This window comes from Stenotrophomonas nematodicola, from assembly GCF_009467805.1.
Taxonomy (GTDB): Bacteria; Pseudomonadota; Gammaproteobacteria; order Xanthomonadales; family Xanthomonadaceae; genus Stenotrophomonas; species Stenotrophomonas nematodicola.
Genome location: NZ_WIAY01000001.1, coordinates 594385 through 607741, shown reverse-complemented (window position 1 = coordinate 607741; position 13357 = coordinate 594385). Strand labels below are relative to the sequence as shown.

Sequence of the window (13357 nt, the reverse complement as noted above, 5' to 3'; positions counted from 1 at the left end):
CATTCTACCCGTTGCGCCAGCCACCGGGCGTGTGCCGGCAGGCTTGAGGCCGGATCGTGCGCCCGCAGTCCCTCCCCGGCCTCCTCCCGTGCACCGTAGCGGTCCGGCACCCGGCGGTACGGGACAGCAGGCGGCGACGATCAACAACGGCAATGCGTTCACGGTCCATCTGCGCAGAGGGCATGGGGACGGTGCTCACCCCAGCAGTGCGTGCACGCCCAGGTTGATGCCCAGCCCGCCGGCCAGCAGCCAGGCAAACAGCAGCAGGGCGAGCAGCAGCGGTTTCATGCCGGCCTGACGCAGGGCCGACACATGGGTGGTCAGGCCCAGCGCGGCCATCGCCATCGCCAGCAGGACGGTGTCCACCTGGATGGCCAGCGCCACCAGCCCGGCCGGCAGCAGCTGCAGCGAGTTGAGCCCGGCCACCGCGACGAAGCCGAAGGCAAACCACGGCACCACGATCTTCGCCGGTGCCGCGCCCGGTCGGACGCCCTGCCTGCGGGCCAGCAGCAGCGACAGCGCGACAAGGAACGGGGCCAGCATCATCACCCGCATCATCTTGGCAATGACCGCCGTGTCCGCGGCTCCCTCGCTGACCGCGCGCCCGGCGGCGACCACCTGGGCCACCTCATGCACGGTCGAACCGGTGAACACGCCGTACAGCGTTTCGCTCATCGGCACCCAGGCATGGGCCAGGTTGAGCTGGTACAGCGCCGGGTACAGGAACATGCCCGCGGTGCCAAACACCACCACGGTCGATACCGCGACGGTGACCTGCTCCGCTCGCCCGCGCACCACCGGTTCGGCGGCCATCACTGCGGCTGCGCCGCAGATCGAGCTGCCCGCGCCGATCAGCAGTGCAGTACCCCGGTCAATGCCGAACCAGCGGGTACCGGCCAACCAGGCCAGCGCGAAGGTGCTGGTCAGCACCAGCGCATCGACCAGCACCCCGGCCACGCCGACCTGGCCGATATCCTGGAAGGTCAGGCGCAGCCCGTACAGCACGATCCCGGCGCGCAGCAGCCATTGCTTGGAAAAGCCCACCCCGGTCGCGGCCGGCGCTGACAGAGGGGGGTACACGGTATTGCCCAGCGCGATGCCGAGCACGATCGCCAGGGTCAGCGCGCTGATGCCATGCGCCTGCAGCCACGGCAGGGTGGCCAGACCGATCGCCGCGGCGGCCACTGCGGCGGTCAGCAGCAGGCCGGGCACGCGGCTGCGCCAGCGCTGGGCGGCAGTGGTGGTGGCGGGCAAGGGAGCGGTGGACGCGTTCACGGCAGTCTCCAGGGGTGCTGGGTGATAGCCTGCGCCGGCCACATGAACCTGTAAAACGCATTATTCATGTCATTTCAACCCGCTATATGGGTTAATTGGCCCATGCATCTGACACTGCGCCAATGGCAGGTTTTCGTCGGCGTGGCCGACGCCGGCACCACGGCGGCGGCCGGGCTGCAGTTGGCGTTGTCGCAGTCGGCCACCAGCGCGGCCCTCAATGAGCTGGAGGGGCAGTTGGCGGCGCCGCTGTTCGACCGGATCGGCCGGCGCCTGGTGCTCAACGCGCACGGCCGCGCGCTGCTGGACCCGGCCCGTGCGCTGCTGGTGGCCGCCGCCGACCTGGAGCAGCTGGCCGGCGTGGGCCGGGCGGGGGCGGCCGGGCCGTTGCCCCTGCAACTGCGGATCGGCGCCAGCACCACCATCGGCAATTACCTGTTGCCACAGCGGGTGGCGGCGCTGCTGGCGGCCAATCCGCAGGCGGAGGTGGACCTGCGGATCGGCAACAGCGCCGAGGTGGTCGCTGCCGTGCAGCGGCTGGACGTGGACCTCGGCGTGATCGAAGGGCCCTGCCACGAAAGCGGCCTGCAGGTGCTGCCGTGGCAGCGCGACGCGCTGGTGATCGTGGCAGGTGGCAACGCCGACCTGCCCTTGCACGTGGACCTGCCGACCCTGGCGGCAGCGCGCTGGCTGCTGCGCGAACCCGGCTCGGGCACGCGCGAGGCGGTCGAGCAGGCCCTGCTGCCGCACCTGCATCACTTCGGCCGGGCGATGCAGCTGGGCAGCACCGAGGCGATCAAGCAGGCCGCTGCCGCCGGGTTGGGACTGGCCTGCCTGTCGCGCCATGCCGTGGCCGATCTTGTGGCGTTGGGCACGCTGCGCATCCTGGACACGCCGCTGCCGCCGCTGTCGCGTCAGTTGTGGGTGGTGCGCCACCCGGGCAGGCGCGTACCGCCGCCGTTGGGCGACCTGTTGGCACTGCCCCCGGAGGCGTTCGCGCACGGGTCAGCGACGCGGTAGCCGCCAGCCCGTACAATGGTCGGATGCCTCTGATTACTCTGCAAAACGTCGACTTCAGCGTCGGCGGCCCGCTGTTGCTGGAAAAAGCCGAACTGTCGATCGAGCCGGGCGAGCGTATTGCCCTGATCGGCCGCAACGGCGCCGGCAAATCGACCCTGCTCAAGCTGCTGTCCGGCGACCACAAGCCCGATGACGGCGAAATCCGCGTGCAGCAGGGGGTGCGCATCACCCGCCTGGAGCAGGAAGTGCCGCACGGCGCGGCCGGCAGCGTGTTCGACGTGGTCGCCGATGGCCTGGGTGAGCTGGGCCAGTGGCTGGCCGAGTTCCACCACCTCAGCCACGCCGACGAATTCGACGGCGATGCGCTGTCGGATGTGCAGGCAAAGATCGACGCGGCCAACGGCTGGGGCCTGGACCAGCGCGTCAGCGAAACCCTGACCAAGCTGGATCTGGATGGCGAGGCCGAGTTCGCGCGCCTGTCCGGTGGCATGAAGCGCCGCGTGCTGCTCGGCCGTGCGCTGGTGTCTTCGCCGGATCTGCTGCTGCTCGACGAACCGACCAACCACCTGGACATCGAAGCCATCGACTGGCTGGAAATGTTCCTCAAGAACTGGAATGGCAGCGTGGTGTTCGTCACCCACGACCGTCGCTTCCTGCGTGCACTGGCCACCCGCATCGTCGAGATCGACCGCGGCCAGGTCACCAGCTGGCCGGGCGACTGGGCCAACTACGAACGCCGTCGCGAAGAACGCCTCAACGCGCAGGCGCAGGAAAACGCGCGCTTCGACAAGCTGCTGGCCCAGGAAGAAGTCTGGATCCGCCAGGGCATCAAGGCGCGACGGACCCGTGACGAAGGGCGCGTGCGCCGGCTCAAGGCGATGCGCAACGAACGCTCGCAGCGGCGTGAACTCGGCGGCAACGTCCGCATGGAAGCAGCGCAGGCGGAGAATTCCGGCAAGAAGGTCATCGACGTCAAGGACATCTCGTTCGCCTTTGGCGAGCGCACGATGGTCAAGGATTTCAGCACCGTCATCCTGCGTGGCGACCGGATCGGCCTGATCGGCCCCAACGGCAGCGGCAAGACCACGCTGCTCAAGCTGCTGCTGGGCGACCTGCAGCCGCAGAGCGGCGAAGTGCGCGCCGGCACCAACCTGCAGATCGCCTACTTCGACCAGTACCGCTCGGTGCTGCGTGAGGACTGGACCGCGATCGAGAACGTGGCCGAAGGCCAGGACTTCATCGAGGTCAACGGCAAGCGCAAACATGTGCACGCCTACCTCCAGGATTTCCTGTTCACCCCCGAACGCGCGCGTGCGCCGATCACCCGTCTGTCCGGTGGCGAGCGCAACCGCCTGCTGCTGGCCAAGCTGTTCGCGCAGCCGTCCAACCTGCTGGTGATGGATGAGCCGACCAACGACCTGGACGTGGAAACCCTGGAGCTGCTCGAAGAGCTGCTCGGCGACTACGCCGGCACGCTGCTGCTGGTCAGCCATGACCGTGACTTCCTCGACAACGTGGTGACGTCCACGATGGTGATGGAAGGCGACGGCGTGGTGGGCGAGTACGTCGGCGGCTACAGCGACTGGCAGCGCCAGGCCGCACGCATGGCCGCCGCCGCAGCGGCGGTCCCGGTGGCGGCAGCCAAGCCGGCCGTGACGGCCGCGGCCCCCGCCGAAGCGGCCGCGCCCAAGCGCAAGCTCAGCTACAAGGACGCGCGCGAGCTGGAACAGTTGCCGTTGAAGATCGAGGCCCTGGAGAAGGACGTCGAAGGTCTTACCGCCGCGATGAACGACCCGGCCTTCTACCAGCGCAGCGCCGCCGAAATGGCCGCGCACACCCAGAAACTCGGCAAGGTCCAGGCCGAGCTGGATGCGGCGTACGCGCGGTGGGAAGAACTGGACGCATGACCGGACGCGCGCATCAGGCGTCCACACACGGCCCCGTAGAGCCGGGTTCTACCCGGCTTGCGTCAGGCGCTTTGCCCCCGAACGAAGAGCAGCCGGGTAGAACCCGGCTCTACGCTGTTGCTTCAGGCGCTTTGCCCCCCGAACGAAGAGCAGCCGGGTAGAACCCGGCTCTACGCTGTTGCTTCAGGCGCTTTGACCCCCGAACGAAGAGCAGCCGGGTAGAACCCGGCTCTACGCTGTTGCGTCAGGCGAACGGTCGCGCCGCGCGGTCACTTCAACCCGTGCAGGTCCCGCAGCTGGCTGGGTCGCGAGCCGAAGTATGCCGCCAGGTCGGCGATGTCCTGGTCGCTGAGGTCGGCTGCCTGCGGGGTCATCAACGCGTGCTGGCGGTCGCCGGCGCGGTAGGCCTGCAGGGCATGGGCAAGGTAATCCCCGTACTGCCCACCCAGTTTCGGGTAGGTCGGGTCGATCGGCTGGTTGCCGTCGGCACCGTGGCAGTCGATGCAGCTCTGCTGGGTGGCCTTGCCCTTGACCTGGGCCCGTGCTTCGCCGGCGGCGATGCGACCGGCCGGCAGGCCGGCGGAGGAGCCCGATCCGTGTTCACCACTGGCATGGCCGGGATCGGCGGCGGAATCTGCACTGTTTTCCACCTGCGACTGCGAACAGGCAGCCAGCAGCAGGGCAACGGACAGGGCGATGGCGTAACGCTTGAACGGCGCGGCTTTCGTCATGAGCGTGCTTATTTGGCGGTGGACAGGTAAACAGCGAGATCGGCGATCTCCTGTTCGCTGAAACTCATGGACTGCGCCTGCATCGTCGGATGCCTGCGCTTGCCTTGGCGGTATTCGCTCAGCGCCTGGCTGAGGTACTGCTGGGTCTGGCCGCCGATCTTGGGTACCCGGTAGCTGGGATAGGCGTTCTTGTAGCCGGTGATGCCGTGGCACCCCTGGCAGGTGTAGGCGAGCACGCGGCCATTGTCGTAGCGGCCGGTGAGGGCGGCAGGCGTGGCCGGCGCGGCGGTCGGTGCGGGTGCGGCAGGTACGGCGGGTACGGCGGGAGCAGTAGCGGCCTGTGCGGCGGCCCCGAGGGGCAGGAGGACGGCCAGAAGACAAGCGGCGAGCGGCTGCGGGCGCATGATGTCCTTTCCGTTGTACGGGTCTGGTCGTTCCGGCGTGGGGTACGGAACTGGCCCGAGTATAGCCTGCGTTTTCATCTAGCTGAAACCGGGGTGCCCGAGGGGCGGCCCAAGGTCACCATGACCTTTGGGATATGGTGTGATCGTGACGTGGTGCATTACTTTGCTACCACACCTGCCCACGCATCCCCCAGGGACACGACGATGTCGCGAATTACTCTTCTGCACGGCCGCACCGGAACCTGCGCCGCTGCACTGCTGATCACCACTTCCCTGTTGCTGAGCGCCTGTGGCGCCGGCGGTGGTTCGACCGAGGCCCAGGCTGCCGAGAAGGACCCCAAGGCAGCCAAGGCGGTCGAGGCGGTTCCGGTGGAAGCGGTCGCCGCAACCCGTCGAGCGGTCGCTGCCAGCTATACCGGTACCGCTGCGCTCGAGCCGCGCGCCGAATCGCAGGTGGTCGCCAAAACGTCCGGCGTGGCGCTGGCGGTGCTGGTGGAAGAAGGGCAGCCGGTGCGCGCTGGCCAGCCGCTGGTGCGCCTGGATCCGGACCGCGCCCGCCTGGCCGTGGCCCAGAGCGAAGCGCAGATGCACAAACTGGAGAACAGCTACCAGCGCGCCCAGAAGCTGGTTGGCCAGCAGATGGTCAGCGCCGCCGACGTCGACCAGTTGCGGTTCGATCTGGAAAACGCCCGTGCGCAATACCGCCTGGCGGCGCTCGAGCTGTCCTACACGACGGTGGTGGCGCCGATCTCCGGGGTGATCGCCTCGCGCTCGATCAAGACCGGCAATTTCGTCCAGATCAATACGCCGATCTTCCGCATCGTCGACAACTCGCGCCTGGAGGCCACGCTCAACGTGCCCGAGCGCGAGCTGGCAACCCTGCGCCCCGGCCAGCCGGTGACGCTGGTGGCCGACGCGCTGCCCGGCAAATCCTTCCCCGGCACCGTTGACCGCATTGCGCCGGTGGTGGATTCCGGCAGCGGCACCTTCCGCGTGGTCAGCGGCTTCGGCGAAGACGCGGCGGGATTGCAGCCGGGCATGTTCGGCCGCATCCGCATCGACTACGACCAGCGCACCGATGCACTGGTGATTCCGCGCCTGGCGCTGCTTGACGACGGCGAGCCGGCGGTGTTCCGCGTGCAGGCCGGCAAGGTCACGCGTGTACCGGTCACGCTGGGTTATGCCGAAGGCCCGTGGGTGGAAATCCGCGCGGGGCTGGAGGCGGGCGACCAGGTGGTCACTGCGGGCAAGGTGGCGCTGCGCGACGGCACTGCCGTGCAGGTGATCGGTACCAAGGCGGCAACGGTGGCCAAGGCGGCACCTGCCGCCAAGGCGGAGAACCGTCAATGACGTCGGCCGGCAACGACCACGGCAACGACCCGCACGCGGGCGATCGCCCGGGTGCCCACGGCGGCGGCCTGGTGGAGTTCGCCACCCGCCGCCGCGTCACCATCGCGATGTTCACCGTCACGCTGCTGCTGTTCGGCTTCATCGCGCTGGGCAATCTCAAGGTCAACCTGCTGCCCGACCTGAGCTATCCCACACTGACCGTGCGCACCGAATACACCGGTGCGGCACCGGCGGAAATCGAAACGCTGATCACCGAGCCGGTGGAAGAAGCCGTCGGCGTGGTCAAGAGCCTGCGCAAGCTCAAGTCGGTCTCGCGTACCGGCCAGAGCGATGTGGTGCTGGAGTTCGCCTGGGGCACCAACATGGACCAGGCCAGCCTGGAGGTGCGCGACAAGATGGAGGCGCTGAACCTGCCACTGGAAGCGAAAGCACCGGTGCTGCTGCGCTTCAATCCCTCCACCGCGCCGATCATGCGCCTGGTGATTGCGGCCAAGAGCGATCCGGCCACCGATGCCGACGCGATGCGCCAGCTCACCGAGCTGCGCCGCTACGCCGATGAAGACCTGAAGAAGAAGCTGGAACCGGTCACCGGCGTGGCGGCGGTGAAGGTAGGCGGCGGCCTGGAGGACGAGATCCAGGTCGACATCGACCAGCAGAAGCTGGCCCAGCTCAACCTGCCCATCGACAACGTCATCAAGCGTCTCAAAGAAGAGAACATCAACATCTCCGGCGGGCGCCTGGAAGAGGGCTCGCAGCGCTATCTGGTGCGCACCGTCAACCAGTTCGCCGACCTGGAGGACATCCGCAACCTGCTGGTGACCACCCAGAGCAGCAACGGCAACGCCGCCGACGCGGCCATGCAGCAGATGTTCGCCATCGCGGCGTCGACCGGCTCGGACGCGGCCATCGCCGCCGCCTCCGCCGCGCAGAGCGCATCCAGTTCCAGCTCCACCAACATCGCCAACGGCGTGCCGGTGCGCCTGAAGGACGTCGCGAGCGTTCGCCAGGGCTTCAAGGAACGCGAGGCGATCATCCGCCTGGGCGGTCGCGAGGCGGTGGAGCTGGCGATCTACAAGGAAGGTGACGCCAATACCGTGGCCACTGCCGAAGCGCTGCGCAAGCGCCTGGAGCAGATCAAGGACCAGATTCCCGGCGACGCACAGCTGACCGTCATCGAGGACCAGTCGCGCTTCATCGAGCATGCGATCAGCGACGTCAAGAAGGACGCGGTGATCGGCGGCATCCTGGCCATCCTGATCATCTTCATGTTCCTGCGCGATGGCTGGAGCACGTTCGTGATCAGCCTGTCGTTGCCGGTGTCGATCATCACGACGTTCTTCTTCATGGGCCAGTTGGGCCTGAGCCTGAACGTCATGTCACTCGGCGGCCTGGCGCTGGCAACGGGCCTGGTGGTGGACGATTCCATCGTGGTGCTGGAGAGCATCGCCAAGGCGCGCGAGCGTGGCCTGGGCATCCTCGAGGCGGCCATTGCCGGCACCCGCGAAGTGAGCATGGCGGTGGTGGCCTCGACCCTGACCACCATTGCGGTGTTCCTGCCGCTGGTGTTCGTCGACGGGATCGCCGGCCAGCTGTTCCGCGATCAAGCGCTGACCGTGGCGATCGCCATCGCGATCTCGCTGCTGGTGTCGATGACCCTGATTCCGATGTTGAGCTCGCTCAAGGGGCGCCCGCCGCTGGCCTTCCCGGCCGAGCCGGCGCACGCCACGTGGCAGCCGGAGAGTCGCTGGCTGAAGCCGGTGGCAGGCGGCCGTCGCGGTATCGGCACGCTGGCGCGCTGGAGCTTCTTCGGCGTGGCGTGGGCCGTGGTCCGCGTCTGGCGCCTGCTGGTCGCCGTGATCGGCCCGGTGATGCGCAAGGCCAGCGATGTGGCGATGAAGCCCTACGCCGGCGCCGAGCGCGGCTATCTGCGGTTGCTGCCCAACGCCCTGCAGCATCCGGGCAAGGTGCTCGGCCTGGCCGCGATCGCCTTCCTGGCGACCCTCGCGCTGGTGCCGATGCTCGGTGCCGACCTGATCCCGCAACTGGCCCAGGACCGCTTCGAGATGACCGCCAAGCTGCCGGCCGGCACGCCGCTCAAACAGACCGATGCGCTGGTCCGCGAGGTACAGCTGGCACACGCCGGGGATGACAGCATCGCGTCGCTGTACGGCGTCAGCGGCAGCGGTACGCGCCTGGATGCCAGCCCGACCGAGAGCGGCGAAAACATCGGCAAGCTGACCGTGGTGATGGCGGGGGGAGGCGATGCGCGTACTGAAGCGGCGATCACCGAACGCCTGCGCGACACCATGAATCAGCACCCCGGCGTGCAGGTCGATTTCGCGCGTCCCGCACTGTTCAGCTTCTCCACGCCGCTGGAAGTGGAGCTGCGCGGCCAGGACATGGCCACGCTGGAGCGTGCCGGCCAGGCACTGGCGGCAATGCTGCGCAACAACCCGCACTACGCCGACGTGAAGTCCACGGTCGAGGAAGGGTTCCCGGAAATCCAGATCCGCTTCGACCAGGAACGCGCCGGCGCACTGGGCCTGACCACGCGCCAGATCGCCGACGTGGTGGTCAAGAAAGTGCGTGGCGACGTTGCCACCCGCTACAGTTTCCGCGACCGCAAGATCGATGTACTGGTCCGCGCGCAGGAAGGCGACCGCGCCAGCGTGGACAGCATCCGTCGCCTGATCGTCAACCCGGGCAGCAGCCGCCCGGTCACGCTGGACGCGGTGGCCGAGGTGGTCGCCACCAACGGTCCCAGCGAGATCCATCGCGCCGATCAGACCCGCGTAGCGGTGGTGTCGGCCAATCTGCGCGACATCGACCTCGGCGGTGCGGTGCGCGAAGTACAGGCAATGGTCGCCGCGCAGCCGGTCGGTGCCGGTGTGGGCATGCACATCGGCGGGCAGGGCGAAGAGCTGGCCAATTCCGCGCGCTCGCTGATCTTCGCCTTCGGCCTGGCCATCTTCCTGGTCTATCTGGTGATGGCCTCGCAGTTCGAATCGCTGCTGCATCCGTTTGTCATCCTGTTCACCATCCCGCTGGCGCTGGTCGGTGCGATCCTGGCACTGATGCTCACCGGCAAGCCGATCTCGGTGGTGGTGTTCATTGGTCTCATCCTGCTGGTGGGTCTGGTGACCAAGAACGCGATCATCCTGATCGACAAGGTCAACCAGCTGCGCGAAGCCGGCGTGCCCAAGCAGGAGGCCCTGGTCGAGGGCGCCCGTTCGCGCCTGCGCCCGATCATCATGACCACCCTGTGCACGTTGTTCGGCTTCCTGCCGCTGGCCGTGGCGATGGGCGAGGGTGCCGAGGTGCGCGCACCGATGGCCATCACCGTGATCGGCGGCCTGCTGGTGTCCACCCTGCTGACTCTGGTGGTGATTCCGGTCGTATACGACCTGCTCGACCGTCGCGGCGATGCCTACTACCGCGAACGCGGCCGCCACCTCACGCGGGCACCGCGCGGCCATGCCGCCGGCAGCGCACAGGAGCCGGCATGAGCGTCGCCGAGTTCTCCATCCGTCGTCCCATCACCACCATCATGTGTTTCGTGTCGTTGGCGGTGGTGGGGCTGATCGCCTCGTTCCGGTTGCCGCTGGAGGCACTGCCGGACATCTCCGCCCCGTTCCTGTTCGTCCAGGTGCCTTACACCGGTTCCACCCCGGAAGAGGTGGAGCGCAACATCATCCGCCCGACCGAAGAAGCGCTGGCGACGATGACCGGAATCAAGCGCATGCGCTCCTCGGCCACCTCCGAGGGCGCGAGCATCTTCATCGAGTTCACCGACTGGGATCGCGACATCGCCATCGCGGCCTCCGATGCGCGCGAGCGGATCGACGCGATCCGCACCGACCTGCCGGACGACCTGCAACGCTACAACGTGTTCAAGTGGTCCAGCAGCGACGACCCGGTGTTGAAGGTGCGCCTGGCCAGTACCTCGGACCTGACCGGCGCGTACGACATGCTCGACCGCGAGTTCAAGCGGCGTCTGGAGCGCATTCCCGGCGTCGCCCGCGTCAATATTTCCGGCGCGCCCCCCAATGAAGTCGAGATCGCGATCAGTCCCGACCGTCTGACCGCGCACAACCTGAGCATCAACGACCTCAGCGACCGCCTGCGCACGCTGAACTTCTCGATCTCGGCCGGGCAGATCGACGACAACGGCCAGCGCGTGCGCATCCAACCGGTCGGCGAGATCACCGACCTGCAGGAACTGCGCGATCTGGTGATCGACACCAAGGGCCTGCGCCTGGGTGACATCGCCGAGGTACGCCTGAAGCCGACACGGATGAACTTTGGCCGACGACTGGATGGCAATCCCGCCATCGGCCTGGACATCTACAAGGAGCGCAGCGCCAACCTGGTGGAAGTGTCGCGCGCGGCGTTGGCCGAAGTGGAAGCGATCCGCAGCCAGTCATCGATGCGCGATGTGCAGGTCAAGGTGATCGACAACCAGGGCAAGATGGTCACCTCCTCGCTGCTGGAGCTGGCCGAGGCCGGTGCGGTGGGCCTGCTGCTGTCGGTGACGGTGCTGTTCTTCTTCCTGCGCCACTGGCCCTCCACGCTGATGGTCACCCTGGCCATTCCGATCTGTTTCGTGATCACCCTGGGCTTCATGTACTTCGCGGGGGTCACCCTCAACATCCTCACCATGATGGGCCTGCTGCTGGCAGTGGGCATGCTGGTGGACAATGCCGTGGTCGTGGTGGAAAGCATCTACCAGGAACGCGAGCGCATGCCCGACCAGCCGGTGCTTGCCTCGATCATCGGCACCCGCAACGTGGCCATCGCGCTGAGCGCCGGCACCTTGTGCCACTGCATCGTGTTCGTGCCGAACCTGTTCGGCGAAACCAACAACATCAGCATCTTCATGGCGCAGATCGCGATCACCATCTCGGTGTCGCTGCTGGCCTCGTGGCTGGTCGCGGTCAGCCTGATCCCGATGCTGTCGGCGCGCATGAAGACGCCCAAGCTGGTGCATTCGGAGACCGGCGTGATCGCACGCCTGCAGCGACGCTATGCGCGCATCCTGCAGTGGACGCTGGAGCACCGCGGCTGGAGCGTGTTCGGCATCTTCCTGGTGGTGCTGATCAGCCTGGTGCCGATGAAACTCACCAAGATCGACATGTTCGGCGGCGAAGGCGGCAAGGACATCTTCATCGGGTACAACTGGAAGGGCGCCTACACCTACGTCCAGATGTCCGAGGAAGTGGCGCGGGTGGAGCGCTACCTCGACGAGAACCGCGAGAAGCTCCACATCACCCAGGTGTACTCCTGGTATAGCGAGCAGGAAGGCAGCAGCACCACGGTGACCTTCGATACCGAACATGCCGACAACCTGCCTGCGGTGCAGGAACTGCTGCGCAAGGGCCTGCCGCGTTCAGCACGTGCGGATTACGTCGTCGGCAACCAGGGCGGCGATGGCGGCGGTGGCGGCAATCAGTCGGTGCAGGTCCAGCTGGTGGGTGATTCGACCAAGATGCTCCAGGAGATCGGCGAGGAAGTGCTGCCCCTGCTGGCCCAGCGCACAGAGCTGCGCGATGTGCGCATCGACAACGGCGAGAAGGGCAGCGAACTGGCCATCCATGTTGACCGCGAGCGTGCGGCCGCCTTCGGCTTCAATGCCGAGCAGGTGGCGAGCTTTGTCGGCCTGGCGCTGCGCGGCGCCCCCATGCGCGAGTTCCGTCGCGGCGATACCGAAGTGCCGGTGTGGGTGCGCTTTGCCGGTGCCGAGCAGAGCAGTCCCGAAGACCTGGCCAGCTTCACCGTTCGCACCGGTGACGGCCGCTCGGTGCCGCTGCTGAGCCTGGTCGATGTGACGGTCAAGCCGACCGCGACCCAGATCGGCCGCACCAACCGCCAGACCACGCTGACCATCAAGGCGAACCTTGCCGAGAAGGTCACGGTGCCCGAAGGGCGCAAGGCGATGGAGGAGGTGCTCAAGCCCATGAGCTTCCCGGCCGGCTACACCTTCACCTTCGATGGCGGCGACTACGGTGATGACAACGAGGCGATGCAGCAGATGATGTTCAACCTGCTGATCGCACTGGTGATGATCTACGTGGTGATGGCGGCGGTGTTCGAGTCGCTGCTGTTCCCGGCGGCGATCATGAGCGGCGTGCTGTTCTCGATCTTCGGTGTGTTCTGGCTGTTCTGGTTGACCGGCACCTCGTTCGGAATCATGTCCTTCATCGGCATCCTGGTTCTGATGGGCGTGGTGGTGAACAACGGCATTGTGATGATCGAGCACATCAACAACCTGCGCCGGCGCGGGGCAGGGCGCACGCTGGCGCTGGTGGAGGGCTCGCGTGAGCGCCTGCGACCGATCATGATGACGATGGGTACGGCGATTCTGGCCATGATTCCGATCTCGCTGACCGACACGCAGCTGCTCGGCAACGGCCCGCCGTACTACCCGATGGCACGTGCCATTGCCGGTGGACTGGCGTTCTCCACGGTGGTCAGCCTGCTGTTCCTGCCGACCATCTACGCGATCCTGGACGACCTGAGCAGCGCGGTTGCAGGCCTCGTGCGGCGGGCGAGGGGATTGCCGCCGAAGGGCAGCGATGCGGTGATCGAAGCGGCGTGATGCCACGGGGTGCCGGCCGTTGGCCGGCCCCCCGAAAAACAACGGCAGCCGACCAACGCTCGGCTCTACCTCGCGGTG

General features: G+C 67.2%; 8 protein-coding genes. 5 read left to right on the top strand and 3 right to left on the bottom strand.

Annotated features, from left to right (window positions below; genetic code table 11):
- Positions 1–195: 195 nt before the first annotated feature.
- Complete coding sequence (locus GDJ08_RS02625; RefSeq protein ID WP_423669695.1) at positions 196–1275, bottom strand: YeiH family protein; 1080 nt, start codon at positions 1273–1275, stop codon at positions 196–198.
- A gap of 102 nt (positions 1276–1377) precedes the next feature.
- Between GDJ08_RS02625 and GDJ08_RS02620 the strand changes: the two genes are divergently transcribed.
- Entirely contained in the window at positions 1378–2292 is a 915-nt protein-coding gene (locus tag GDJ08_RS02620; RefSeq protein ID WP_153164241.1) for a LysR family transcriptional regulator, read from the top strand.
- Positions 2293–2315: 23 nt separating this feature from the next.
- A complete protein-coding gene (locus GDJ08_RS02615) occupies positions 2316–4199 on the top strand; it encodes an ATP-binding cassette domain-containing protein (protein ID WP_153164240.1) in 1884 nt (627 codons plus the stop codon).
- A 269-nt stretch (positions 4200–4468) separates the two neighbouring features.
- Here the strand turns inward: GDJ08_RS02615 and GDJ08_RS02610 are convergent, their stop codons facing one another.
- On the bottom strand, positions 4469–4930 hold the full coding sequence (locus tag GDJ08_RS02610) for a c-type cytochrome (protein WP_017355583.1): 462 nt from the start codon (positions 4928–4930) through the stop codon (positions 4469–4471).
- Positions 4931–4938: 8 nt separating this feature from the next.
- Positions 4939–5334 (bottom strand): c-type cytochrome, encoded by a 396-nt coding sequence (locus tag GDJ08_RS02605; RefSeq protein ID WP_026070702.1) that lies wholly within the window; start codon positions 5332–5334, stop codon positions 4939–4941.
- Positions 5335–5538: 204 nt separating this feature from the next.
- Between GDJ08_RS02605 and GDJ08_RS02600 the strand changes: the two genes are divergently transcribed.
- From GDJ08_RS02600 to GDJ08_RS02590, 3 genes are read left to right on the top strand one after another with little or no spacing between them, the layout of a single operon-like run.
- Complete coding sequence (locus GDJ08_RS02600; RefSeq protein ID WP_017355585.1) at positions 5539–6684, top strand: efflux RND transporter periplasmic adaptor subunit; 1146 nt, start codon at positions 5539–5541, stop codon at positions 6682–6684.
- Positions 6681–10190, top strand: coding sequence for an efflux RND transporter permease subunit (locus tag GDJ08_RS02595; protein ID WP_153164239.1), 3510 nt, complete (start codon positions 6681–6683; stop codon positions 10188–10190). Before GDJ08_RS02600 ends, GDJ08_RS02595 begins: the two co-directional genes overlap by 4 nt.
- A complete protein-coding gene (locus tag GDJ08_RS02590; protein WP_136003807.1) occupies positions 10187–13279 on the top strand; it encodes an efflux RND transporter permease subunit in 3093 nt (1030 codons plus the stop codon). Before GDJ08_RS02595 ends, GDJ08_RS02590 begins: the two co-directional genes overlap by 4 nt.
- Positions 13280–13357: the final 78 nt, after the last annotated feature.